Raw genomic sequence first — 21,672 nt, 5'->3', positions numbered from 1 at the left:
GCGCGACAGCTCGGCTGCCTGCTCGTCCGTGGGATAGAAGCGGTACTTGAACGCCCGCTTCACATACGTCGTGATGCTCACAAACTAGCGTCGCAACAAGTGAAGATCAAGCCTGCGGGTCAGAGCACAGCATTTCGCCCTGGCGGCGAAACCCCGCTCCCTGCCCTGCTCCGCAGGGGTCCGTTTCCTCTCCGCCCTGAACGGCGGAGTATCCACGGAGGAACATGATGACGACTTCCAGCTCCCCCTTCGGCCGTGCCCTGTGCGCCATGATCACGCCCTTCACCGAGGAGGGCGCGCTCGACCTCGACGGCGCGCAACGGCTCGCCGAACGGCTGACGTCCGAGGGCTGCGACGGACTGGTGCTCTCCGGTACGACGGGTGAGTCGCCGACCACCACGGACGCCGAGAAGTCGGCGCTGGTCGCGGCGGTCCGGGAGGCGGTGGGCGACCGGGCGTCGATCGTGGCGGGCGTCGGCACTTTCGACACCCGGCACACGGTCGAACTCGCGCTCCAGGCCGAAAAGGCGGGCGCGGACGGCCTGCTGGTCGTCGCGCCGTACTACAGCAAGCCCCCGCAGGACGCCGTCGAGGCCCACTTCCGCGAGGTGGCGGACTCCTCCGGACTGCCGGTCATGCTGTACGACATCCCCGGCCGCACCGGCATCCGCATCGAGCCGGACACCGTGATCCGGCTCGCCGAGCACCCCCGGATCGTCGCGGTCAAGGACTGTTCCTACGACTTCCTCGGCGCCCAGAAGGTGCTCTCCCGCACGGAGTTGGCGTACTACGCGGGCTGCGACGAGCACAATCTCGCCCTGTACGCGGTCGGCGCCACGGGTTACATCAGCACGGTCTCGAACGTGGTCCCGCACCAACTCCGCTCCGTCCTCGACGCGTTCGACGCCGGAGACACCACGGAGGCGGCCCGCCGTCAGCAACGGGCCACCCCGCTCATCGAGTTGATGATGTCGGCCGGATTGCCCGGCACGGTCACCGCGAAGGCCCTCCTGGGGGCGGTGGGCCTGCCCGCGGGCCCGGTCCGCGCACCGCTGCGGCCCGCCGACCGGGAGACGGCCGACGGGCTGCTGGCGGCATACGAGGAGTTCACGGCTGCCGGCTGATCAGCGCCGCGCCGGGTACGGGTGCTGCCGGCGTCAGCCCCAGCGGTACCCGTCGCCGAACAGCAGGAAGTGCTCCAGTACGTCCTCCATCGGGTCGTCCACCTGGCCGACGTTGATCAGACCGACCCGGGGGCCGTTGTGTGAGGCCTTGTTGGTCTCGTCGGCGTGGGCGGCTCCTGCCGGGAGCCAGCACACCATCGCGGCGGTGACCGCCCCGGTCAGCAGCCGTGCCACGGTCCTCGCCCGCTCGTTCGTCATCGCTCAGTCCCTTGTTACGCGTGTTACGCGGTTCGGCAGTTGATCGGACGCTGCGTCCACCCGTTCATCTGCCTAAACCTTGATCAGGTCACGTTGAGTAACCCGATCGTGCGCATCGAGGGCATGGTGTGTACCCGTACGGGTGGGTTCAGTTGTGGCTGTTCTGATGGTGACGCAGGTCAGGGGTCAGCTTGCCCCGGGGGCCGTTTCGGGGTCGTCTTCTGTTCTCTCCGGATCCGGAGGACCCCATCGACATCGACATCGACGTCGGCCCGGGCACGGGCCTCGCTACTGTTAGGACTTCGTGCTGTTGGGGCCGCTACGCCTCGTGCTGCGCCTTCGCTGCCCAGATGCGCGTCATGATCCGCAACAAGTCCGGGTCGATCAACTCGACATCATCGACGTGATCACGATGCGCGTAGACGTCCCAGCCGGGACCGCTGTTGCCCAGCTCATGAGCAACCAGCACCGCGTCATCCGGGTCGGTGATCACTCCATCGCACGAGCGGCAGACATGCAGCATCGTCCTGCTCATGTGTGATCGCCACCGAGGTTAACCAAGTGATCGCACAGAGCGTTGACCGAGCGGGACAGCTTCACCGCAACCGACAGGCGGACTGGCGCGGTATCGCCGGCTCCGAGGCGCAGACGCATGCGCGCCTCGCCAACACACGCCAGAGCGCAGGCGAGCGGGATGTCGTCCTTGGGCAGGCCCAGGGTCGCGGCCTCCACCTCGGGGATCAGTTGCTGAATGTGATCCCGCAGCAGCACGGCAAGTATCCCAAGATCCTCGGGGGAGATCGGTTCGGCGTCCTGCACGAGCAGCCGCCGCGCGCTGGCGCGCATGGCCGCGATGTCCAGGGGCAGGCCGTCGGCCTCTTCAGGGGTGAGCGGTAGGGCAGTCCGGTGGGGCATGTCGACCGACGGTAGAAACGGCCGGATCCGGCCGTCCACGAACTTGCATTAACTTGCACATCAATTCCCATGACCTTGCGCACCGTTGACAGTGTTGAGGCAGGCCAGGAGGCTGGTACGCAAGTCTGAGCAAGCTCTCGGACGCAGGAGACTAGGAGAGATCATCATGGCCGTGGAGTTCATCGGGATCGACCCTGACACCGACCGCGATCACTGCCCTACCGTGTGGGCGGACACCGAAGCACAGGAGATCCTTTTGCAGGGATGGAAGCCGGACGCGGTCACGCAGACCGCGTGCGAGTCGACGTCCCCAGCACACGGTCCGGTGCCCGACAGCGAGGCGATCATCCGGATCCCGGCCCGGCTGATCCCGATGATCCGGGAGGCGTGCGATGCCGTCGAGCGTGCCCCCGTTCGCTGATCTCCTGAGCGGCTGTGACCGCTCCGCCGTGCACCTGGAGATGCGCGACGCCTACGCCCCGACCGAACGGTTCGAGGCGTGGCGACGGGGCGAAAGAATCAACTGGGTCGACCGCGCGACGTGGTGGGACTCGTACCTTCAGATGATCTCGGACACGGTGGCGCGCGGCGTGGTGATCCGACGGGCGCGGATCGTGTCCGAGCCGGTGAGCGAGTACATCACCTGGGAGCACTACGTCACCCGGGAGCTGGCCGAGGCGGGGGAACTGGTCCGCTGGCTGCCCCGGCGTCGGACGACGGACCTGTCGCTGCCCGGGAACGACTTCTGGCTGTTCGACGGCCGATTGGCGCGGGTACACCACTTCGACGGTGAGGGCGCCGTGGTGGACGACGAGTTCACCGAGGACCCTGCGCTGATCAAGCACCTGTCCACCGCGTTCGAGGCAGTGTGGGAGCGCGCGATCCCGCACAACCAGTTTCACGCCTGACTGCGGCCAACTCATGCCCACGCATCCGTCCTCCAGCGTCCAGCAGGCGCGCGAAGCACTCGCCGCACATCTGCGGGAGATCCGCCTGGACGCCGGACTGACAAAGCGTGAGCTGGCCGCACGCTGCTCGTGGCACGAGTCCAAGTCCTCACGCATCGAGAACGCCCGCACACCGCCCTCCGACGCGGATATCCGGGCGTGGTGCACGGCCTGCGGCGCGACCGACCAGACGCCCGACCTGATCGCCGCCAACCGGCAGACCGAGGCCATGTACGTGGAGTGGCGGCGCCTCCAACGCACTGGCCTGCGCCGCCTTCAGCAGTCCGGCGCGACCCTCTACCAGCACACGCGGCAGTTCCGGGTCTACTGCTCGGACGTAGTCCCCGGGTTCCTCCAGACGCCGGGCTATGCGACCACCCTGCTCAAGTCGATCGCCGCCTTCCGGGGGACACCGGACGACGTGAACCACGCCGTGGAGGCGCGCATGCGGCGCAACTCCGTCGTACGCGAGGGCGACCACCGGTTCGCGATAGTCTTGGAGGAGTCTGTCCTGCGCTACCGGATCGGCGACGCCGATACCATGGCGGCTCAGCTCGGACACCTGCTATCGGCGATGGCCCTGCCGTCGGTATCGCTGGGCATCATCCCGTTCACGTTCGAGCGGACGGTGTGGCCCATGGCGACCTTCACCGTCTTTGATGACGCGCGGGTACACGCCGACTCCCTAGACGCCGCCGCGACGCTGACCCAGCCTGGCCAAGTCGACCTCTACGTCCGGGCGTTCCAGGGGCTGTCCGGCAGCGCGGTCTACGGTGCTGCGGCGCGTGGGCTGGTCACTCGGGCGCTGGCTGCCCTGGACGGCTGAGAGTCGCCTCTCAGGCGACTGGCACCACTTTTTGCGAGCGCCCGGCGCAAGGTCGTCCGCTGTCTAGTCCCAGGTGGTGTTTGACGTTCTGGTCCCAGCTGATGCTTGACGGTGGGCCTAGACAACATCAGGAACTTCGTAGGGTCTGTTCGCTTTCACGTTGCGGACCGGGATGTCGGTGGTGCGCCGGATGACCCGGGCCTGGCCGTCCAGTTCAACGGTGATAGTCGATTCCGCCACGTGCACGGTCACGGTTTGGCCTGCGTAGGGGCGGCCGAGGGAGACGACCTGCCGGCAGACCATGACCGTGCCGACCGCGCTTGACTCGCCGCTGGACACGCACCGGCTCGACCTGCGGTCGTGGCGGTGGGCCCGCGGGCCGTAGGCCACGCAGCCGCTGGACCTCATCAGGGCGGAGCGGGTTGGGCCGCACCCGCAGCAGCTCCCGCGAGGACAGGTCGAAGAACGACAGCGTCGCCGCGTCGATCCGGACGCCCACCCGGCGCCCGCCCAGGATCTCCGCCGCCAGCACCTGGTGCCCGCCCAGGCCCACCAGCCCACTGTTGTTCACGGTCCGATCGACCTCGAACGCGGCCCCGTCACCGGCCGGCAGCGGAGAAGGCCCGGCAGCCCGTCCGCCCCGAGCCGCCAGCTGAGCCAGGTCCGCCACCGACAGGTGCGAGCGCACCGTCTTGATCCGCGCCCCGGCGATCAGCAGATGGATCACCTGCGTGTCGGCCCAGAACGTCACCGTCAGCCCTGAGCGGGCCGGACCCAGCCAGAACTGCCTGCCCGCGACCTGCAGATTCCCGCTCGGCGGCACTACCCGCTCGAACTCCACCGGCCCGCCCTGCTCGACCGGCACCAACCCATCCGACTCCTGATCCGGCAGCTCCAACGCCTCCTGCGCCACCACGGCGGGCACCAGCTCAGCCTGCTCCGCAGCAGGAGGAGCCACCACCGGAGCCGTCCACTGCTGCGGGACGAGCGAAAGCACCCCTGGCACCTTCAGGCCCAGCACCTCCCGTTCCTCTTCCGGAACGGGCGTGAGCCGCTCCGCCGGGTTCTGCATATCGAGCGCCTGATGCGGACGCGAGGAGTTGTACTCCTGAACCCACATATCCAGCGCCGCCTGAGCCGCCGCCACGCTCTCGAATGGACCGCAGTCATCGAGGAGTTCGCGCCGCAACGTCTGATGGAACCACTCCGCCTTGCCCGTCGTGGTCGGTGACGCCGGCTGGGTGAGCCGGTGCGCGATCCCGTTCTCCCGGCAGATCCGGTCGAACAGCACCTCACCGCCCTGCCCGAACCGGTCGGTGAACTGCTTGCCGTTGTCGGTGAGCACCTCCTCCGGCACCCCGAACGCCCGCAGAGCTTGGACGAACGCCGCGCACACCGCCCGCCCGGTCGCCCGCTCGACCACGGAGGCGATCACGCAGTAGCGGGAGTGATCGTCCACACCCGTCACGATCTTCGCTTCGCGCAGTTCGCCGGTGACCGTGTTGACCAGCATCACCCCGCCGACGATGTCCATCTGCCACAAGTGCATCGCACGGTCCCGCTGCCAGCGCTTGTAATCCGACCGCCGTCGACGCCGAACCCCCGGCTCCACCAGCCCATGCCGCACCAGGATTCGATACACCGTCATCCGCGACGGCACCGGCGCCACCGCCCCGGACCGCTCCAGCACATGAGCGATCCGCCGCGGACCCCACCGAGGATGCTCGCGCCGCAGCTCACACACCGCCGCCTCCACCTCCCCAGAGGCCTGATGCGGGCACGAGGCCGGCCTACGCGAACGGTCCGCCAGCCCGGCCAGACCGGCAGCGGCATACCGGGACTTCCAACCGCTGACCGTCTGCCGCGACACCCCGAGCTGAGCGGCGACCTCCGTCACCGTTGCACCCGCCAGCACCGCCAGAACAGCCCGGTATCTCTGCTCGACAACCGACAACTCCACCAGCGCCAATCCCGGCCTCCCGCCACACGCCACAACGACGCGCACAGAAAAGCCGATCACGGCCACTGTCAACCATCACCTGGGACCGAAGTGTCAAGCATCTCCCGGGACCGGACACGCAAGGTCGTCCGCCTCGCGGTCAGAGTTTCCCTACATCTATCAAGGCCCGCGCACGGCGCGGGCGCGCGCCGCCTCTACGGCGCGGCCCGCCTCCTGTCTTCGCCCCGGCTGGCCGCGCCCGGCGGCGCGCTCGGCGGCTGCGGGCATGAAGTGGGGAGACACCCTCTGCGGCTGGGGCGGTCGGCTCCACGGCTTTAGGCAGCCACTTTGGGGCGAGCCTCTAAGATCTTGGCCCCAACGTCGTGCTTTAACGGGCAGGTCCACAGACTGCCCGACTCGCCATCAGCTTACGGGGCCAAGATCACTCGCCCCAAAGCAGCTCCAGCCCAAAGCAGCTCCAGCCCAAAGCCGCTCCGCCGACCTCAGTCTTCATCCGCTTCTCTGCTTTGCGACTCAAGCTGATCAACGAGGCTGTCAAGGAAAGAGTCCACGTTCATAGCATTGCGCCGCGCTTCGTTGTACAGGTTTCGCAACTTTAGATTAACAGCGCGCGTGGCACTCCTGTACTCCTCTTCGGCATCAGATTCCTGTTCGCTGCGACTCGGCCTCCGGATTGGCGCCTTGGTCCGAAGAGTCTCGACCGTTTCCCCATTATTGTTCCGCAACTCCAAGATGTGCGGCGACAACCCGTCATTATCCTTACTGTACACAACAAAGGACGCATCCGCCAAAGAAGTGGCGAATTTTGGAGCACGCGGGATACCCACGGACTCCCAATCGAGTCGTCCAGCCTCTGTAAGACTAAGAAGCAGGTCAAGGATCTTCGCAAGCCGGACGTCTTCCGCCATGTTCTAATCTCCGATCTGAAAACCAAGATTGGCCGCTAGCGAGCTAATCTCGCCGGTTACCTTTACGATGGCGGCTCGAACGTTCTTCGTGTCAGTGATCAGGTCTGTGGGATTCGAGACAAGGACATTCTTCGCTTCACCGGCCGCCACAATAGATGTCTGGAGGGCACGAAGAATCTTTTGCTCATCACTATTGGACGCCTTGAGCATTCCCTTTGCCTGACTCGCCTGCCACTTCCAGGTGTTAATCCAGGCGATAGCAGTCTTGACTTCTCCGTCATTAACTGCCTTGTCTAGCTCATCTTCCGTTTTCAGAAGCTGATGACTCAATGCAATTAGAGAGGAGCGAATGATCCGTTCACGCGTCGCTTCGGCAGCATCACGAGCTTTCTCCGCTGCATCCTTGGCCCCTTTGGCTTGCCAGAAAGTGACACCAAATCCAACGAGAGCCAAAGGAATGCTCGCGTATGTGGTAATTGTGTCGATGGTGTCATAGAAAGACATGGCCCCCCACGAACCGATGCCGCGCAATGTGGTTCCGAAGTCTAGCGCTCTTCAGGTCGGTGTCGACGAGGAAGCCCACGGCATCCGGAACTGATCAGAGCCGTGCGCTTCCTCAAGGATCGCCGGTCCGCCGTACCGATGATCAGTACACCGACGTGTAAGCGCCCTCCCGGGCCGTCCTAGGGCCGTGGAAGGGCGCTCAGCGTTGACCAACGTCGACAGCTACCGACAGCTCAGCGGCAGGTCACGGCGTTGATCGACAAGGCGGCCGCAGGTCACGGCCGCGCGTGATCAGTTGTGGCTGTGCAGGATCTCGTTCAGGCCGCCCCACACCGCGTTGTTCGGGCGGGCCTCGACGGTGCCGGTGACCGAGTTGCGGCGAAAGAGGATGTTGGAGGCGCCGGACAGCTCACGGGCCTTGACGATCTGGCCGTCGGGCATGGAGACGCGGGTGCCGGCGGTGACGTACAGGCCCGCCTCGACCACGCACTCGTCGCCGAGCGCGATGCCGACGCCCGCCTCGGCGCCGATCAGGCAGCGCTCGCCGATGGCGATGATCACATTGCCGCCGCCGGACAGCGTGCCCATCGTGGACGCGCCGCCGCCGATGTCCGAGCCGTCGCCGACGACGACGCCCGCGGAGATACGGCCCTCGACCATCGACGTGCCGAGCGTGCCCGCGTTGAAGTTGACGAAGCCCTCGTGCATGACCGTCGTGCCCTCGGCGAGGTGCGCGCCCAGGCGGACCCGGTCGGCGTCGGCGATGCGGACGCCCTTGGGCGCCACGTAGTCCGTCATGCGCGGGAACTTGTCGATGGACGTCACCTGGAGGTGCAGGCCCTCGGCGCGCGCGTTGAGCCTGACCTTCTCGATGTCGTCGACGGCGACCGGGCCGAGCGAGGTCCAGGCGACGTTGGCGAGGAAGCCGAACATGCCGTCCAGGCTCTGGCCGTGCGGCTTGACCAGGCGGTGGGAGAGGAGGTGCAGGCGGAGGTAGACGTCGTGCGCGTCGGTCGGCTTCTCCTCCAGCGAGGCGATGACCGTGCGGACCGCTACCACCTCTACGCCCCGGCGGGCGTCCGGCCCGATCGCCTGCGCCGCGCCCTCACCGAGCAGCTCCACGGCCCGCTCGGCCGTCAGCCGCTCGGTGCCGGACGGGCCGGGCTCGGCGGAGAGCTCGGGCGCGGGGAACCAGGTGTCGAGGACGGTGCCGTCAGCAGCGATCGTGGCAAGGCCGGCGGCAACGGCGCCGGTGGCGGTGGTGCGGGGTGCAGTCGTGTCGGTCATGAGGGCAACCTAACCGGCGGGGGGCGGCACGGGCCAACCGGTGGGGGCGGCGTCTCAGGTGGCGGGCCGGTAGGGGGTGTGAAGCCTGCACCGGCTCCGCGCTGGCCCCGCCACGGCTGCTGTTGCCAGCCCGCGCCGTCACCGGTGCCCGTTCTGGCCGTCGACCGGGATCGAGACGTTCGGGGCGTACGGCGTCGGTCACCGAGGAGAGCGCGGAGGCGGCCCGGCCGCGTCAGGCGGCTTGGCGCGGGTCAGGGGGAATGATCCGCGCCAATACCTCGCGGGCGTATTCCTCATCGTACGACTCGTCCGTGAGCAGTACCCGGAGGCAGATTCCGTCCAGCAGCGCGACCAGGGCGCGTGCCGTGACCGGGTCCGTACGCGGGGTGAGGCGGTCGGCCAGGTCCTGGGCCCATTCGGCGGCGACGGGGCGGAGGGCGGGGCGGCGGAGGGCGGCCAGGTAGAGCTCGTACTCCAGCTCCGCTCCGGTGCGATCGCCCGCGAGCCATTCACCGATCCCGGCGGCGAGTTCGGCCGCCAGGTCGGTGTCCGGGTCCTCCAGTGCGCCGCGCGAGGCGACCACCTTGGTGAAGCCCTCGTCGGCCTGGCGGAGCGCGGCGGCCATCAGGTCGTCCAGGGTCTTGAAGTGGTAGGTGGTCGAGCCCAGCGGCACGCCGGCCTCCGCCGCGACCGTGCGATGGGTCAGTCCGGCGAGCCCTTTCCGTCCTACGACCCGGATCGCGGCGTCGATGATCCGCTGGCGGCGCTCGGGGTCGTAGCGCCTACCCATCAGTGCGCTCCTCCGAGGTTCAGCACCACCACGCCGCCCACGATGAGCAGGATGCCGGCGGCCTTCGTGAAGGTCAGCGCCTCGCCGAACAGCCAGAGCCCGAGGACGGCGATCGTCGCGGTGCCGACGCCAGCCCAGATCGCGTAGGCCGTGCCGATGCCGACGGTCTTCAGGGTCTGGGCGAGCAGGACGAAGGAGACGACATAGCCGAGGAAGGTCAGCAGGGACGGCCAGAGCTTGCTGAAGCCATCGCTGTACTTCATGGCGGTCGTCGCCGCCACCTCGGCCGCGATGGCACCGATGAGCATCAGGTATCCCATGTGTACGAACGTACATAACCGGCGGGACAGAACAGCCGCCGAATGCGGAGATCCCTCTGTCCGAAACGGCTGCTCCCAGACCCCTGGGTCCACTACTGTTTCACCGTTCACATACCGAGTCTTCGCAGCCGCGGCCTGCCCCGCCGTTCATGGGGCGCCGCTGGAGGACAGCGCATGCCAGATACCACGCCCCGCCCTCCCGAGAACAACCCCTGGGAGAACGGCTGGGCCCCGGACACCTCCCGGATACCGGGAACGCGACGACTCTGGCTGGCCGGCACCCTCGCGGTGGCCACCGTCGCCGCGTGTGCCACGGCGATCGTCGTGACGGACAGGGGAGTTGACGAAGCGTTAGACACACCGGAGACCCCCGTCAACGCGACCGTCCCCGGCCTGATCTCCTTCGGCTCACCGTCGCCGAGTACGACGGCTCCCCCCAAGGGCAAGGACGGCCTGTCCTCCCCTCGGCCCACGACGAAGGCGCCGTCCCGGCACAGCTCCACGCCCACGCCCAAGCCCTCGGCGAAGCCGTCCAAGTCCCCGGCTCCGGAGAAGAGTTCACCGGCCCCGGCCTCCGACCTGAGGTCGGTCCGCGCGGTCAACTACCCCGACCGCTACTGGCACGCCACCGACGACCACGTGGCCCTCGACCCGATCACCTCCGCCTCCGCGGCCGAGGACGCCACCTTCAAGGTGGTCAACGGCCTTGCGAAGTCGTCCTGTTACTCCTTCGCCACCGCCGACGGCGGCTACCTGCGGCACCGCAACTTCGTCCTGCGCTCCGAACGAGACGACGGCTCGGCCCTCTTCGAGCAGGACGCCACCTTCTGCCCCCGCCCCGCGTCCGCGTCCGCGTCCGGCGCGATCATGCTGGAGTCGGTCAACTACCCCGGCCGCTTCCTCCGCCACCGGAACTTCGTGGTCCGCCTGGAGTCGTACGAGCACAGCACCCTGTACCGCCAGGACACGGCGTTCCGGCTGGTGGCGGGGCTCGACGACTGAAACCGAACAACTGCCGCCGAACGACTGCCGCCTAAACGACTGACCGCTGAACGACTGAGGCCCCCGGATCGGCTCCAGGGGCCTCAGACCAAGTCGTCCGGCTGCTCAGACGTTGAACCCCAGCGCCCGCAGCTGGTCACGCCCGTCGTCCGTGATCTTGTCCGGGCCCCACGGCGGCATCCAGACCCAGTTGATACGCAGCTCGTTGACCAGGCCGTCCGTGGCGGACTTGGCCTGGTCCTCGATGACGTCCGTGAGCGGACAGGCCGCCGAGGTCAGGGTCATGTCGATCGTCGCGATGTTCGCGTCGTCGATGTGAATGCCGTAGATCAGGCCGAGGTTGACGACGTCGATGCCCAGCTCGGGGTCGACGACGTCGTACAGCGCCTCGCGGAGTTCTTCCTCCGAGGCCGGCTTCATCTGGGCGGTGTCGCTCATGCCGTCTTCCTTTCAGCGGCGTCGGAGCCCAGCGCCTGGGCCGTCGCGTCCTTCCACGCCATCCAGCTCAGCAACGCGCACTTCACCCGGGCCGGGTACTTGGAGACACCGGCGAACGCGACCGCGTCCTCCAGCACCTCCTCCATCGCGTCGTCGGGCTCGACCCTGCCCTTGGACTGCATCAGCTCCAGGAAGGTCTCCTGGATCTGCTGCGCGTCGGCCAGGTCCTTGCCGACCAGGAGCTCGTTCAGGACGGAGGCCGAGGCCTGGCTGATGGAGCAGCCCTGGCCCTCGTACGAGACGTCCTCGATCTTCGTGCCGTCGTACTTCACACGCAGGGTGATCTCGTCACCGCACGTCGGGTTCACATGGTGCACCTCGGCGTCGCCATCCCTCAGACCACGCCCGTGCGGGTTCTTGTAGTGGTCCAGGATGACTTCCTGGTACATGGAGTCCAGCTTCACCTTGTCAGCACGCCCTTCAGCCGAAGAAGTTCCGTACGTGCTCCAGGCCGTCCACCAGAGCGTCGATCTCAGCCGGCGTGGAGTACAGATAGAACGACGCTCGCGTGGTCGCAGGAATTCCGTAGCGGAGGCAGACCGGCCGCGCGCAGTGGTGGCCGACCCGGACCGCGATGCCCTGCTCGTCGAGGACCTGGCCCACGTCGTGCGGGTGGATGTCGCCGAGCGTGAAGGAGATCGCGGCGCCCCGCTCCTCGGCCGTCGTCGGGCCGATGATCCGCAGGTCCGGGACCTCCGCCAGGCGCTTGACCGCGTACTCGGTGAGCGCGTGCTCATGGGCGAGGATCTTGTCCATGCCGATCGAGGACAGGTAGTCGATCGCCGCACCCAGACCGACCGCCTGCGCGATCGGCGGCGTGCCCGCCTCGAACTTGTGGGGGGCGGGAGCGTAGGTCGACGAGTGCATCGACACCGTCTCGATCATCTCCCCGCCGCCGAGGAACGGGGGCAGGTCCTCCAGCAGCTCCTGGCGGCCCCACAGGACGCCGATGCCGGTCGGGCCGCACATCTTGTGGCCGGTGAAGGCCACGAAGTCGGCCTGGAGTGACTGCACGTCCAGCGGCATGTGGGGCGCCGCCTGGGAGGCGTCGACGCAGACGAGAGCGCCGACCTCCTGGGCGCGGCGGATGATCGTCTCGACCGGGTTGACCGTCCCGAGGATGTTCGACACCAGCACGAAGGAGACGATCTTCGTCTTCTCCGTGATGACCTCGTCGATGTCGGACAGGTCGAGGCGGCCGTCGTCGGTCAGGCCGAACCACTTCAGCTTCGCGCCCGTGCGCTGCGCGAGCAGCTGCCAGGGGACGATGTTGGAGTGGTGCTCCATCTCCGTGATGACGATCTCGGTCTCATGGTCCACGCGGTAGGGCTCGTCGGCCCAGCCGAGCATGTTGGCCACGAGGTTCAGCGACTCGGAGGCGTTCTTGGTGAAGATCACCTCGTTGCGGCTGGGCGCGTTGATGAACTCCGCGACCTTGTCCCGCGCCCCCTCGTACAGCGCCGTGGCCTCCTCGGCGAGGACGTGCACGCCACGGTGGACGTTGGCGTTGTGCTGCTCGTAGTACTCGGAGAGCACGTCCAGCACCTGGCGTGGCGTCTGCGAGGTCGCCGCGTTGTCCAGGTACACGAGCTTCTGACCGTCGTGGACCTGTCGGTCCAGGATGGGGAAGTCCTTGCGGAGCGCCTCGGTGTCGAGGAGGCCCGGCAGCTGTGTCACTCTGATGCGCCACCCTTCGTGTAGCCCTCGTAGCCCTCTTCCTCCAGCTTGTCGGCGAGTTCGGCGCCGCCGGACTCCACGATGCGACCGGCCGAGAAGACGTGGACGTGGTCGGGCTTGATGTAGCGCAGGATGCGCGTGTAGTGCGTGATCAGCAGGGTGCCGACCTCGCCGGTCTCACGGACGCGGTTGACGCCCTCGGAGACGACGCGCAGGGCGTCGACGTCCAGGCCGGAGTCGGTCTCGTCGAGAATCGCGACCTTCGGCTTGAGCAGCTCCAGCTGAAGGATCTCGTGGCGCTTCTTCTCACCGCCGGAGAAGCCCTCGTTCACGTTGCGCTCGGCGAAGGACGGGTCCATGTTGAGGCGCTCCATGGCCTCCTTGACCTCCTTCACCCAGGTACGCAGCTTGGGGGCCTCACCGCGGATCGCGGTGGCGGAGGTGCGCAGGAAGTTGGAGACCGAGACGCCGGGGACCTCGACCGGGTACTGCATCGCGAGGAACAGGCCGGCGCGGGCGCGCTCGTCGACGGACATCTCCAGGACGTCCTCGCCGTCGAGGGTGACGGTGCCGCCGGTGATCGTGTACTTCGGGTGACCCGCGAGGGAGTAGGCGAGGGTCGACTTGCCGGAGCCGTTGGGGCCCATGATGGCATGCGTCTCGCCCTGCTTCACGGTGAGGTCGACGCCCTTGAGGATCTCCTTCGTGGAGTTGTCGGCCTCGACGGTGACGTGCAGGTCTCGGATTTCAAGCGTTGCCATGGGTGCCTCAGGACTCCTGGGTGAGGGAGGCGCTTACGTCGACGAGGACGCTGCCCCCTTCGATCTTTACGGGGTATACGGGGACGGGGCGCGTCGCGGGGAGGCCGGACGGCTTCCCGGTACGCAGGTCGAAGCTGGAGCCGTGCAGCCAGCACTCGATCTGGCAGTCCTCCACCTCGCCCTCGGAGAGGGAGACGTTCGCGTGGGAGCAGATGTCGTGGATCGCGAACACCTCGCCCTCGGTCTGCACGACCGAGACCGGCGTGCCGTCGAGTTCCACCCGCTTCGGGGTGTCCTCCTCCAGCTCGCTCAGCCCACAGGCGCGTACGTACGTCATGCGACGGACGCCTCCAGCTCCTCTTCGATCTTGGCGATCAGGCGCTCCTCGATGTCCGCGACGCCGATCTGCTGGACCAGCTCGGCGAAGAAGCCGCGGACCACGAGACGGCGGGCCTCGTGCTCCGGGATGCCGCGGGCCATCAGGTAGAAGAGCTGCTCGTCGTCGAAGCGGCCGGTCGCCGAGGCGTGACCAGCGCCGACGATCTCGCCGGTCTCGATCTCCAGGTTGGGGACCGAATCGACGCGGGCACCGTCGGTGAGCACCAGGTTGCGGTTCATCTCGTACGTGTCCGTGCCCTCGGCCTTGGCCTCGATCAGCACGTCACCGATCCACACCGCGTGCGCGTCGTCGCCCTGGAGCGCGCCCTTGTAGGCGACGTTGGACTTGCAGTGCGGGGTGTTGTGGTCGACCAGGAGGCGGTGCTCCTGGTGCTGGCCGGCGTCGGTGAAGTAGAGCCCGAACAGCTCGGCCTCACCACCGGTGCCCGCGTACGACACGCGCGGGTGCAGCCGGACGACGTCACCGCCGAAGGTGACGACGACCGACCTGAAGCTCGCGTCCCGGCCGACGAGGGCGTTGTGCTGGGCGACGTGCACGGCCTTCTCGTCCCAGTCCTGGACGGAGACGACGGTCAGCTTGGCGCCGTCGCCCAGGATGTACTCGACGTTGCCGGCGAGTACGGCGTCACCGGTGTGGTCGATGACGACGACCGCCTCGGCGAACGCGCCCAGCTCGATCACCTGGTGGCCGAAGGCGACCCCGCCCTCACCGTGTACGGCGATGCGGATCGGCTCGGTCAGCACCGTCTCCTTGGGGACGGTGACGACACCCGCCTTCTCGAACGCCGAGTACGCCTGGGCGGCGACGCGGTCGACCGGGGTGCCCGCCTTGCCCAGGCGCGCGTCGTCACGGCCGACGGTCTCGACGGTGACGCCCTCGGGGGCCTGGACGTCGACCTTCACGCCCTCGCCGGTGGCGACCGCGGTGCCGTCGTGCAGCCCGCGCAGGCGCTCCAGCGGGGTGAACCGCCACTCCTCCTCGCGGCCGTGCGGGACCGGGAAGTCCGTCACGTCGAAGGAGGGCGGGGCGCTCATGCGCGTGGCGACGGTCGACTCGGCCGCGACGGCGATCGAGCCGGCGGTGGTGGAGCCCACCGGTAGGGGTCCCCCCGCCCGAGCGGATTCGAGGGTGGGGGAGTTCTGAGCCTCAGCCATGGCTGTCGTAATGCTCGCTTTCCGTTACGTAAGGGGCTTGATGGAGCGGGCGGTTGGCGGTCAGCCGACCGCGCCTTCCATCTGGAGCTCGATCAGCCGGTTGAGCTCAAGGGCGTACTCCATGGGCAGTTCCTTGGCGATCGGCTCGACGAAGCCGCGCACGATCATCGCCATCGCCTCGTCCTCGGAGAGCCCGCGGCTCATCAGGTAGAAGAGCTGGTCCTCGGAGACCTTGGAGACGGTCGCCTCGTGGCCCATGGACACGTCGTCCTCGCGGACGTCGACGTACGGGTAGGTGTCGGAGCGGGAGATGGTGTCGACGAGCAGAGCGTCACAGAGGACGTTCGACTTGGCACCCGGAGCGCCCTCGCCGATCTCGATCAGACCGCGGTAGGACGTACGGCCACCGCCGCGCGCCACGGACTTGGACACGATGTTGGACGACGTGTTCGGCGCCATGTGGACCATCTTCGCGCCGGCGTCCTGGTGCTGGCCCTCGCCCGCGAAGGCGATGGACAGGGTCTCGCCCTTGGCGTGCTCGCCCATCAGGTAGACGGCCGGGTACTTCATCGTCACCTTGGAGCCGATGTTGCCGTCGACCCACTCCATGGTCGCGCCCTCGTAGGCGACGGCGCGCTTGGTGACCAGGTTGTAGACGTTGTTCGACCAGTTCTGGATGGTCGTGTAGCGGCAGCGGGCGTTCTTCTTGACGATGATCTCGACGACCGCGGAGTGCAGCGAGTCCGACTTGTAGATCGGGGCGGTGCAGCCCTCGACGTAGTGCACGTAGGCACCCTCGTCGACGATGATCAGGGTCCGCTCGAACTGGCCCATGTTCTCCGTGTTGATGCGGAAGTAGGCCTGGAGCGGGATCTCGACGTGCACGCCCTTCGGCACGTAGATGAAGGAGCCGCCCGACCACACGGCGCTGTTCAGCGACGCGAACTTGTTGTCACCGACCGGGATGACGGTGCCGAAGTACTCCTTGAAGAGCTCCGGGTGCTCCTTCAGCGCGGTGTCGGTGTCGAGGAAGATGACGCCCTGCTCCTCCAGGTCCTCACGGATCTGGTGGTAGACGACCTCCGACTCGTACTGGGCGGCGACACCGGCCACGAGGCGCTGCTTCTCCGCCTCGGGGATGCCGAGCTTGTCGTACGTGTTCTTGATGTCCTCGGGCAGGTCCTCCCAGGACTCCGCCTGCTTCTCCGTGGAGCGCACGAAGTACTTGATGTTGTCGAAGTCGATGCCCGAGAGGTCCGAGCCCCAGTTCGGCATGGGCTTCTTGTCGAAGAGACGCAGACCCTTGAGACGGAGCTTGGTCATCCACTCCGGCTCGTTCTTCTTCGCGGAGATGTCCCGGACGACGTCCTCGCTCAGACCACGCTTCGCCGAAGCGCCGGCCTCGTCGGAGTCGGCCCAGCCGTATTCGTACTTGCCCAGGCCCTCGAGCTCGGGGTGAGCAGTCTCCGTGGGCAGAGTCATGCGGGGTTCCTCCCGGCCGTGCTTGCAGATGCGTTATGGGTGTTCTTGGGAATCTTCGGGATAAATGTCGTGCAGACGCCGTCACCGTGGGCGATGGTCGCCAGTCGCTGGACATGCGTGCCGAGCAGCTGCGAGAAGATCTCCGTCTCGACCTCGCACAGCTGCGGGAACTTCTCCGCGACATGGACCACCGGGCAGTGGTGCTGGCAGAGCTGCTCGCCGACCGGTGCGCTGCGCGCCGTAGCAGCGTACCCGTCCGCGGTCAGGGCCTTGGCCAGGGCTTCGGTCCGCTCTTCGGGGGCCGCGGCCTCGATCGCCTTGCGGTACGCGGCGGCCTGCTCGGTGATCCTCGCGCGCGCGAAGGCCACGACCGCCTCGTCACCGCCGAACCGCTGCTGGATGTAGCGCAGGGCGTCCGCGGCGAGCTTGTCGTAGGACTGGTCGAAGGCGTCGCGTCCGCAGTCCGTCAGGGCGAACACCTTGGCGGGCCGGCCACGCGTCCGCGCGCCGTACACCCGCTGCTCGCGCGCCTCCACGACGTCGTCCGCGGCCAGCGCGTCCAGATGGCGCCGCACGGCGGCCTGGGTGAGTCCCAGCCGGCCGGCCAGCTCGGCGACGGTCGAGGGCCCGTGGTCCAGGATGGATCGCGCGACCCGGTTGCGGGTGGACCGCTCACCGGTCGCGAGTTCCTCCTGGGGGATACCCGTGCGGGTCTCCCGAGCCTCGCCGACGTTTTTCACAACGCCATTGTTGCGTAATTCCTCAGGACCGGGCAAGCGGCGTCCGACCCCCTGGATGGTGCCCTGCGTCACTTAGGTATACCTAATCTGACCTGCGGAAACGATCTCCGGTCGATCAATTCGGTGGCGCCGCCGGGCCCCGTCCGGGACACTCCCGGACCATGCCCACACCCCCTCCGACCGGCCCACTTGTCACGCGGAGCAGCATCAGCGAGGGCCTGCGCCGGCTTGGTGTCAAACCCGGCGAAATCCTTCTCGTCCACTCCTCGCTCAGCTCGCTCGGCTGGGTCTGCGGAGGCGCCGTCGCGGTCGTGCGGGGACTGCTCGACGCCCTCGGCCCCGAGGGCACGCTCGTCGTCCCCGCCCAGTCCGGCGACCTGTCGGACCCCGCGGTCTGGGGCAACCCGCCGGTGCCCGAGGAGTGGTGGGAGACGATCCGGGCCACGATGCCCCCGTACGACCCTCTCGTCACCCCCACGCGCGGGGTCGGCGTCGTCCCGGAGACCGTACGGACGTGGCCGGGTGCCCTGCGCAGCGCCCATCCGCAGACGTCGTTCGCCGCGGTCGGCCCGCGCGCGGCCGAGGTACTCGACGGGCACGCCACCGACTGCCGGCTCGGGGAGCGCAGCCCGCTGGCGAGGCTGGAGGCGCTCCACGCGCGCGTGCTGCTGCTCGGCGCGGGCTACGACGCGTGCACGAGCTTCCACCTGGCCGAGTACCGCATACCCGCACCGCTGGTGCGGGTGGGCCGCCCCGGACCGGCCGGATGGGAAGTGGTGACCGAGATGTCGATCACCTCGGAGCGGTTCGACGAGCTGGGGCACGACTTCGAACGGGACCGTCCCGTCGTACGCGGGGCGGTGGCCGCCGCCGACGTACGGCTGTTCCCGGTGGCGGACGCCGTGGCCTACGCGGAGCGCTGGCTGGCGGTGCACCGGCCCCGTGAGGAGGGGATCCTGCACCCGCCCGTATAAGACGGCGAGCGCCTACCTAGACTCTGGACCCATGCGAAGTGAGCCCGTGGTCCAGGTCCAGGCCCTGGTGAAGCGCTACGGCACGAAGACCGCTGTGGACGGCCTCGACCTGGTGGCCGGGGCGGGTGTGACGGCCGTGCTCGGACCCAACGGCGCGGGCAAGACGACGACGGTCGAGACCTGTGGGGGGTACCGGAAACCGGACTCCGGCACGGTGCGCGTCCTGGGCCTCGACCCGGTGCGGCAGTCGGCCGCGCTGCGCCCCCGGATCGGCGTGATGCTCCAGTCCGGCGGCGTCTACTCCGGCGCGCGGGCCGACGAGATGCTGCGGCACGTGGCGAAGCTGCACGCGCACCCGCTGGACGTGGACGGGCTGATCGAGCGGCTCGGGCTCGGCGGCTGCGGACGGACGGCATACCGCCGGCTGTCCGGCGGCCAGCAGCAGCGCCTGGCCCTGGCGATGGCCGTCGTGGGCCGCCCTGAGCTGGTGTTCCTGGACGAGCCGACGGCGGGGCTCGATCCGCAGGCCCGCCGCGCGACCTGGGACCTGCTGCGCGACCTGCGCAGGGACGGTGTCTCGGTCATCCTCACCACCCATTACATGGACGAGGCCGAGCAGCTCGCCGACGACGTCGCGATCGTGGACGCGGGCCGGGTCATCGCCCAGGGCACCCCCGAGGAGCTGTGCCGCGGCGGCGCCGAGAACACCCTGCGGTTCACCGGCCGCCCCGGTCTGGACGTGGGCTCCCTGCTCAAGGCCCTGCCCGTCGACTGCACCGCCGCCGAGCTGACCCCGGGCTCCTACCGGGTCGCCGGCAAGGTGAACCCCCAGCTCCTCGCCACGGTCACGTCCTGGTGCGCCCAGCACGGCGTGATGCCGGACCGGATCTCAGTGGAGCGGCACACGCTGGAAGACGTGTTCTTGGAACTCACGGGCAAGGAGCTGCGCTCATGACGCGGGCCGGTACTTGCCTCTGCCGGGGGTCCGGGGGTCGCCCCCCGGGAAGACACAGCTTGGAACTCACGGGCAAGGAGCTGCGCTCATGACGACGACCGTGGGCGCGTACGCGCCGAAGCCCGGTGCCGCCCCCCTCCCCCGCATGATCGCGGCGCAGGCGGTGCTGGAGACCAGGATGCTGTTGCGCAACGGCGAGCAGCTGCTGCTGACGGTGGTCATCCCGACGCTGCTGCTGGTCCTGTTCAGCACGGTGGACATCGTCGACACCGGCGCGGGCGAAGCCGTCGACTTCCTCGCCCCCGGCGTCCTCGCGCTGGCGGTGATGTCGACGGCGTTCACGGGGCAGGCGATCGCGACGGGCTTCGAGCGGCGGTACGGCGTCCTGAAGCGCCTCGCCTCCTCCCCGCTCCCCCGCTGGGGCCTGATGACGGCGAAGACGGCCTCGGTGCTGATCACCGAGATCCTGCAGATCGCCCTCCTCACGGTGATCGCCTTCGCCCTCGGCTGGTCCCCGCACGGCAACCCCCTTGCCGTACTTCTGCTTCTGATCCTCGGCACGGCCGCCTTCTCGGGGCTGGGCCTGCTGATGGCGGGCACGCTGAAGGCGGAGGCGACACTGGCCGCCGCCAATCTGGTGTTCCTGCTGCTGCTGGTCGGCGGCGGGGTCATCGTCCCGCTGGACGAGTTCCCGTCCGGCGCCCAGGACGTGCTCGGGCTGCTGCCCATCTCCGCCCTGTCGGACGGCCTGCGGGACGTGCTGCGGCACGGGGCCGGGATGCCGTGGGGTGACCTGGGGATTCTGGCGGTGTGGGCGGCCCTGGGGCTGGGGGCGGCGGGGCGGTTCTTCCGCTGGGAGTAGCGGGCTGAGCCCATCCCCCGTGCAGCTGAACCGCCCCCTCGTGAAAGCGTGCACAAGCGAGCGCCTACGATGGTGCGCGTGCCAAAGCTGACCCGCGCCGACGCCGAAGCGGCCGTCCGCAACCCGCTCGCCTTCATCGCCGAACGCTGGACTCCCACCCCCCGGACCGTCCAGCGGGCGGCTCTCGCCGCGCTCGTCATGTCGGTGGTGATCGTGGTCACCGGCGGTGCCGTGCGGCTCACCGGCTCGGGCCTCGGCTGCCCGACCTGGCCCACCTGCACCGAGAACTCGCTCACCACGACCCGGGAGATGGGCCTGCACGGGGTCATCGAGTTCGGCAACCGCATGCTGACGTACGTGCTGTGCGCGGCGGTCGGCTGGGCGATCATCGCGGCCCGCTCCGAGAAGCCGTACCGGCGCGGTGTGACGCGGCTGGGCTGGGCGCAGTTCTGGATCGTGATGAGCAACGCGGTGCTCGGCGGCATCGTGGTGCTGGTCGGCCTCAACCCGTACACGGTCGCCGCGCACTTCCTGCTCTCCTCGGCCCTGATCGCGGTCGCCACCGTGATGTGGCAGCGCACCCGGGAGGGCGACGGGGCTCCGCGTCCGCTGGTCGGCAAGGTCGTGCAGCAACTGGTGTGGGTCCTGGTCGGCGTCACCGCGACGCTGATCGCGGTCGGCACGGTGGTCACCGGCGCGGGTCCGCACGCGGGCGACTCCAGCGACGTGCCGCGCATGGACCTGCCGATGGGCATGTCCTGGGACGACATCACCAAGGTGCACGCCGTCCTGGCCTGGATCGTGGTGACCCTGGCCTTCGCCCTGTGGTTCGTCCTCAGGGCGGTCGACGCCCCCAAGGGCCCCCTGGCCCGCACCCGCGACCTGTTCCTGATCCTCCTCGCCCAGGGCGCCATCGGCTACGTCCAGTACTTCACGCACCTTCCCGAGATCCTCGTCGGCGCCCACATGCTGGGCTCGGCGCTGGTGTGGATCGCGGTGCTGCGGGTGCTGCTGTCGCTGCGGGAGCGTCCCGCGACCGAGGCCGGCATCCCTGATCCGGCACGCTCCGGGTCGGCGGTCACCGCGTCCGTCTGAGCACCACCCGGCGACACCGGGCGCGACCCGGCCACCCGCCCGGCACCCTCACGCACGCCCCGCCACCCGTCCGGCATCGCCGGGCACGACCTCCCGCCGTCGCGTCCTCAGGCACGACCGCCACCCGTCCGGCATCCTCAGGCACGGACCCCGCCACCCGTCCGGCATCCTCAGGCACGGACCCCGCCATCCATCAAGCATCGCCGGGCACGACCTCCCGCCGTCGTCCGGCG

The 21,672-nt window shown here is 68.5% G+C and carries 26 protein-coding genes and 1 pseudogene; 9 read left to right on the top strand and 18 right to left on the bottom strand.

Features of this window, described 5'->3' with window-relative positions:
• Positions 1-75, bottom strand: a 75-nt coding sequence (locus GFH49_RS01360; RefSeq protein ID WP_155053874.1) for a helix-turn-helix domain-containing protein, incomplete at its 3' end; no start/stop codon positions are given.
• A gap of 152 nt (positions 76-227) precedes the next feature.
• Between GFH49_RS01360 and dapA the strand changes: the two genes are divergently transcribed.
• The gene (gene dapA, locus GFH49_RS01355) at positions 228-1,124 is read left to right on the top strand and encodes a 4-hydroxy-tetrahydrodipicolinate synthase (RefSeq protein ID WP_155053872.1); all 897 of its coding nucleotides are present in this window, start codon (positions 228-230) and stop codon (positions 1,122-1,124) included.
• A gap of 33 nt (positions 1,125-1,157) precedes the next feature.
• On the opposite strand, the gene GFH49_RS01350 is transcribed toward dapA, so the two are convergent.
• From GFH49_RS01350 to GFH49_RS01340, 3 genes are all read right to left on the bottom strand, one after another.
• Positions 1,158-1,382 carry a hypothetical protein gene (locus GFH49_RS01350; protein WP_155053871.1) on the bottom strand — a complete coding sequence of 75 codons (225 nt, stop codon included), beginning with the start codon at positions 1,380-1,382 and terminating at the stop codon, positions 1,158-1,160.
• A 319-nt stretch (positions 1,383-1,701) separates the two neighbouring features.
• Positions 1,702-1,917 carry a hypothetical protein gene (locus GFH49_RS01345; protein ID WP_155053870.1) on the bottom strand — a complete coding sequence of 72 codons (216 nt, stop codon included), beginning with the start codon at positions 1,915-1,917 and terminating at the stop codon, positions 1,702-1,704.
• Complete coding sequence (locus GFH49_RS01340; RefSeq protein ID WP_230396100.1) at positions 1,914-2,336, bottom strand: DUF6415 family natural product biosynthesis protein; 423 nt, start codon at positions 2,334-2,336, stop codon at positions 1,914-1,916. The genes GFH49_RS01345 and GFH49_RS01340 overlap by 4 nt, the downstream gene beginning before the upstream one ends.
• Before the next feature lie 127 nt (positions 2,337-2,463).
• On the opposite strand from GFH49_RS01340, the gene GFH49_RS01335 reads away from it, so the two are divergent.
• From GFH49_RS01335 to GFH49_RS01325, 3 genes are read left to right on the top strand one after another with little or no spacing between them, the layout of a single operon-like run.
• A complete protein-coding gene (locus tag GFH49_RS01335; protein WP_155053869.1) occupies positions 2,464-2,718 on the top strand; it encodes a hypothetical protein in 255 nt (84 codons plus the stop codon).
• On the top strand, positions 2,690-3,205 hold the full coding sequence (locus GFH49_RS01330) for a DUF6879 family protein (RefSeq protein ID WP_155053868.1): 516 nt from the start codon (positions 2,690-2,692) through the stop codon (positions 3,203-3,205). The genes GFH49_RS01335 and GFH49_RS01330 overlap by 29 nt, the downstream gene beginning before the upstream one ends.
• Positions 3,206-3,218: 13 nt before the next feature.
• Positions 3,219-4,070 carry a helix-turn-helix domain-containing protein gene (locus tag GFH49_RS01325; protein WP_155053867.1) on the top strand — a complete coding sequence of 284 codons (852 nt, stop codon included), beginning with the start codon at positions 3,219-3,221 and terminating at the stop codon, positions 4,068-4,070.
• A 117-nt stretch (positions 4,071-4,187) separates the two neighbouring features.
• Here the strand turns inward: GFH49_RS01325 and GFH49_RS39710 are convergent.
• The 6 genes and pseudogenes from GFH49_RS39710 to GFH49_RS01295 all read right to left on the bottom strand — a co-directional run bounded on the left by GFH49_RS39710 (position 4,188) and on the right by GFH49_RS01295 (position 9,839).
• Positions 4,188-6,024: pseudogene (locus GFH49_RS39710) on the bottom strand (IS481 family transposase).
• A gap of 488 nt (positions 6,025-6,512) precedes the next feature.
• Entirely contained in the window at positions 6,513-6,938 is a 426-nt protein-coding gene (locus GFH49_RS01315; protein WP_155053866.1) for a hypothetical protein, read from the bottom strand.
• A gap of 3 nt (positions 6,939-6,941) precedes the next feature.
• Positions 6,942-7,442, bottom strand: coding sequence for a hypothetical protein (locus tag GFH49_RS01310; protein ID WP_155053865.1), 501 nt, complete (start codon positions 7,440-7,442; stop codon positions 6,942-6,944).
• A 291-nt stretch (positions 7,443-7,733) separates the two neighbouring features.
• Entirely contained in the window at positions 7,734-8,729 is a 996-nt protein-coding gene (gene dapD, locus GFH49_RS01305) for a 2,3,4,5-tetrahydropyridine-2,6-dicarboxylate N-succinyltransferase (RefSeq protein ID WP_155053864.1), read from the bottom strand.
• 232 nt (positions 8,730-8,961) lie between these two features.
• On the bottom strand, positions 8,962-9,519 hold the full coding sequence (locus GFH49_RS01300; RefSeq protein WP_155053863.1) for a TetR/AcrR family transcriptional regulator: 558 nt from the start codon (positions 9,517-9,519) through the stop codon (positions 8,962-8,964).
• Positions 9,519-9,839, bottom strand: a complete 321-nt coding sequence (locus GFH49_RS01295) for a DMT family transporter (protein ID WP_155053862.1) — start codon at positions 9,837-9,839, stop codon at positions 9,519-9,521. The genes GFH49_RS01300 and GFH49_RS01295 overlap by 1 nt, the downstream gene beginning before the upstream one ends.
• Before the next feature lie 174 nt (positions 9,840-10,013).
• Here GFH49_RS01295 and GFH49_RS01290 point away from each other — a divergent pair, with 174 nt between their 5' ends.
• Complete coding sequence (locus GFH49_RS01290; RefSeq protein WP_155053861.1) at positions 10,014-10,841, top strand: AbfB domain-containing protein; 828 nt, start codon at positions 10,014-10,016, stop codon at positions 10,839-10,841.
• Between the two features lie 105 nt (positions 10,842-10,946).
• Here GFH49_RS01290 and GFH49_RS01285 read toward each other — a convergent pair whose 3' ends face one another.
• The 8 genes from GFH49_RS01285 to GFH49_RS01250 are packed head-to-tail and all read right to left on the bottom strand — an operon-like array spanning position 10,947 to position 17,553.
• Complete coding sequence (locus GFH49_RS01285) at positions 10,947-11,279, bottom strand: metal-sulfur cluster assembly factor (protein WP_155053860.1); 333 nt, start codon at positions 11,277-11,279, stop codon at positions 10,947-10,949.
• Positions 11,276-11,743, bottom strand: coding sequence for a Fe-S cluster assembly sulfur transfer protein SufU (gene sufU, locus GFH49_RS01280; RefSeq protein ID WP_155053859.1), 468 nt, complete (start codon positions 11,741-11,743; stop codon positions 11,276-11,278). Before sufU ends, GFH49_RS01285 begins: the two co-directional genes overlap by 4 nt.
• Positions 11,744-11,759: 16 nt before the next feature.
• A complete protein-coding gene (locus tag GFH49_RS01275) occupies positions 11,760-13,016 on the bottom strand; it encodes a cysteine desulfurase (protein ID WP_155053858.1) in 1,257 nt (418 codons plus the stop codon).
• The gene (sufC, locus tag GFH49_RS01270) at positions 13,013-13,777 is read right to left on the bottom strand and encodes a Fe-S cluster assembly ATPase SufC (protein WP_155053857.1); all 765 of its coding nucleotides are present in this window, start codon (positions 13,775-13,777) and stop codon (positions 13,013-13,015) included. The genes GFH49_RS01275 and sufC overlap by 4 nt, the downstream gene beginning before the upstream one ends.
• Before the next feature lie 7 nt (positions 13,778-13,784).
• A complete protein-coding gene (locus GFH49_RS01265; protein WP_155053856.1) occupies positions 13,785-14,114 on the bottom strand; it encodes a bifunctional 3-phenylpropionate/cinnamic acid dioxygenase ferredoxin subunit in 330 nt (109 codons plus the stop codon).
• Positions 14,111-15,331, bottom strand: a complete 1,221-nt coding sequence (sufD, locus tag GFH49_RS01260) for a Fe-S cluster assembly protein SufD (RefSeq protein WP_155053855.1) — start codon at positions 15,329-15,331, stop codon at positions 14,111-14,113. Before sufD ends, GFH49_RS01265 begins: the two co-directional genes overlap by 4 nt.
• Positions 15,332-15,391: 60 nt before the next feature.
• A complete protein-coding gene (gene sufB, locus GFH49_RS01255; RefSeq protein WP_155053854.1) occupies positions 15,392-16,813 on the bottom strand; it encodes a Fe-S cluster assembly protein SufB in 1,422 nt (473 codons plus the stop codon).
• Positions 16,810-17,553 (bottom strand): helix-turn-helix transcriptional regulator, encoded by a 744-nt coding sequence (locus tag GFH49_RS01250; protein WP_155053853.1) that lies wholly within the window; start codon positions 17,551-17,553, stop codon positions 16,810-16,812. The genes sufB and GFH49_RS01250 overlap by 4 nt, the downstream gene beginning before the upstream one ends.
• 161 nt (positions 17,554-17,714) lie before the next feature.
• Here GFH49_RS01250 and GFH49_RS01245 point away from each other — a divergent pair, with 161 nt between their 5' ends.
• The 4 genes from GFH49_RS01245 (at position 17,715) to GFH49_RS01230 (ending at position 21,439) form a co-directional block, all read left to right on the top strand.
• Positions 17,715-18,527 (top strand): AAC(3) family N-acetyltransferase, encoded by an 813-nt coding sequence (locus GFH49_RS01245; protein WP_155053852.1) that lies wholly within the window; start codon positions 17,715-17,717, stop codon positions 18,525-18,527.
• Between the two features lie 31 nt (positions 18,528-18,558).
• Positions 18,559-19,482, top strand: coding sequence for an ABC transporter ATP-binding protein (locus GFH49_RS01240; protein ID WP_155053851.1), 924 nt, complete (start codon positions 18,559-18,561; stop codon positions 19,480-19,482).
• A gap of 88 nt (positions 19,483-19,570) precedes the next feature.
• On the top strand, positions 19,571-20,344 hold the full coding sequence (locus GFH49_RS01235) for an ABC transporter permease (RefSeq protein ID WP_155053850.1): 774 nt from the start codon (positions 19,571-19,573) through the stop codon (positions 20,342-20,344).
• Positions 20,345-20,413: 69 nt separating this feature from the next.
• Positions 20,414-21,439 (top strand): COX15/CtaA family protein, encoded by a 1,026-nt coding sequence (locus tag GFH49_RS01230; RefSeq protein WP_155053849.1) that lies wholly within the window; start codon positions 20,414-20,416, stop codon positions 21,437-21,439.
• The last annotated feature ends 233 nt before the right edge of the window (positions 21,440-21,672 follow it).

Origin of the sequence: Streptomyces blattellae, from assembly GCF_009709555.1 — a bacterium.
In the GTDB taxonomy this organism is placed as follows: Bacteria; Actinomycetota; Actinomycetes; order Streptomycetales; family Streptomycetaceae; genus Streptomyces; species Streptomyces blattellae.
The sequence above is the reverse complement of the archived record's forward strand: the minus strand, read 5'-3'. Positions and strand labels throughout refer to the sequence as shown.